At 74.0% G+C, this 2,093-nt stretch carries 3 protein-coding genes; all 3 read right to left on the reverse strand.

The genetic code is table 11. The features are described from left to right. On the reverse strand, positions 1-458 hold a 458-nt coding region (locus tag ACIY1X_RS17055), incomplete at its 3' end, for an NnrS family protein (RefSeq protein ID WP_399682693.1). Continuing rightward, positions 451-858 carry a group III truncated hemoglobin gene (locus ACIY1X_RS17060; protein ID WP_399682695.1) on the reverse strand — a complete coding sequence of 136 codons (408 nt, stop codon included), beginning with the start codon at positions 856-858 and terminating at the stop codon, positions 451-453. The genes ACIY1X_RS17055 and ACIY1X_RS17060, both read right to left, overlap by 8 nt. Positions 859-959: 101 nt before the next feature. Beyond that, the gene (locus ACIY1X_RS17065) at positions 960-1,916 is read right to left on the reverse strand and encodes a DMT family transporter (protein WP_399682697.1); all 957 of its coding nucleotides are present in this window, start codon (positions 1,914-1,916) and stop codon (positions 960-962) included. Between the last annotated feature and the right edge of the window lie 177 nt (positions 1,917-2,093).

A 2,093-nucleotide genomic window follows, 5' to 3' on the forward strand; every position in this document is an offset into this window, starting at 1 on the left:
ACGCCGGCGTTGCGGTGGTTGCGCGTGCGCCAGACGGCCAGGGCGAGCGCCGCCGCGGCCCAGCCGAAGAAGAGCAGCTCGCACGCCACGGCGGCGACGAAAGCGGCCTGCCACGGCAGCAGGAAGCCCACGCGCGCCAGCACCCACAGGCCGGCCAGCGCACCCAGCGCCGGCCCGTGCAGCGGGTTCATCCCGGTCCAGTTGGCACCCGCCGTCAGCAGGAAGCCGACAGCGATGGTGGCGACGAAGCCCCACAGCATCTCGTGGGCGTGCCAGGCGACGCCGCCCAGCGGCCCCGCCAGCCACTGCGGCGCGAACACCCACAGCGCGATGGAGACCAGCGCCCACAGTGCGCCGGCGAGGTAGAGCGGACGGAAGCCCAGTTCGAGAAAGGCGCGCCACTGCGGCGGCGGCAGGGGCGCGGCCGCCGGTTCCTCGATCCGCAGCAGCTCAGCCATGGGCCGGCAGCGGGCTCGGCATCGCGTCGGGCTCGCGGCTCATCTGGTAGCCCATCCAGAGGCTCTGCGCGATGCGCTCGGCCATCGCGCAGGCTTGTTCTGCCATGGCTTGGTTGGGCTGCTCGGCGGCGGTCTGGCGGAACAGCGCCAGCCAGTGGCGGAACAGCGTGGCGTCCAGCCCCGGCAGCGCCGCATGGCGCGGCATCGGCGCGCCGGTGAAGCGCGCGGTGCGCCGCAGGATGGCGGACCAGAAGTCCACCAGCTTGGCCAGGTGGTGGTCCCAGTCGTCGATGTGCCGGTCGAAAATCGGGCCCAGCGTCGCGTCGGCGCGCACCCGCGCATAGAAGTCGTGGACCAGCTTCGTGACCTCTTTCTCGGTGCAGGCGATGGGGGCGTTCATGCGGCGGAGCAGTTCATAAGATGCATCAAGAATGTATCTTATAGCGCCTGCCGGTGCCGCCCGCGGGCGCAATGCTTGATCTGCCGCAAGGGCCGCTGCGCTCAGCGCGGCGGCGGGGCCGATGCCGCGGCGGCGGCCGGCCGGGCACGGCGGCCCAGGCGCACCAGGCCGCTGGACAGCGCCACGCCGCACACGATGACGGCCGCGCACATCAGCATCCACGGCGTGATGCGCTCGCCCAGGAAGAGCGCACCGTAGGCGACGGCGAACACCGGCACCAGGAAGGTCACCGTGAGCGCGCGCGCCGGGCCGGCGCGCTCGATGAGCCGGAAGAACAGGATGTACGCGAAGCCGGTGCACGCCACGCCCAGCGCCAGCAGCGCCAGCCAGGCCCGGGCGCCGGGCATGTGCGCCGGCCACAGCCACGCGGCGGGCAGTGCCAGGAAGAGCGTGGCGCCCAGCTGGCTGCCGGTGGCCGTCGCCAGGGCCGGCACGCCCTGCAGCCAGCGGCGCGTGGCGCTGGCGGCGATGCCGTAGCACAGGCAGGCGCCCAGGCAGGCCAGCACGGCCCAGAGCGCCGACATCTGCGCGGCATGGTCGCCCGCGCCGCCGTGCAGCCCGGCGGTGCGTCCGGCCAGCAGCGCCACGCCGGCGAAGCCGATGACCAGGCCCGCGATGCGCGAACCGTCCGGCCGGTCGCCGAACCAGGCCCAGGCCACCAGCGCGCCGAACATCGGCACCGTGGCGTTGAGCACGGCCGCCAGGCCTGAGTTGATGGTCAGCAGCGCGAAGCAGAACAGCGCGAAGGGCATGCCCGAGTTGATGACGCCCACGCCCAGTGCCGCCTTCCAGTGACGCGCCAGCGCGCCCGTCTGGCCGCGCAGCACCATCAGGGGCACCAGGAAGAGCGCCGCGATCGCCACGCGCACGGCGGCCGTGGGCAGCGCGCCGAACTCGGCGGCGCCGATGCGCATGAACAGGAAGGAGGCGCCCCACAGTGCGGCGAGCAGCAGCAGGTCGAGCACCCAGGCGCGCTGCGCGCGCGCGGCGGTGCTCATGTGGACCCCCACGCTCGGCACTGCGTGTCCTCGCTGCCCCCCGAGCGGGCGTTCGCTTGCTTGGGGCGGCCCGGCGCTGCGTTCACCGTGCCGCCCCGGCAACGCCCTCGAGCGCCAGCAGCGCCGACTTGCGCGCCAGCCCGCCGGCGTAGCCGGTGAGCCGGCCGTCGGTGCCGA

This window comes from Xenophilus sp., from assembly GCF_044462705.1.
In the GTDB taxonomy this organism is placed as follows: Bacteria; Pseudomonadota; Gammaproteobacteria; order Burkholderiales; family Burkholderiaceae_C; genus Xenophilus; species Xenophilus azovorans.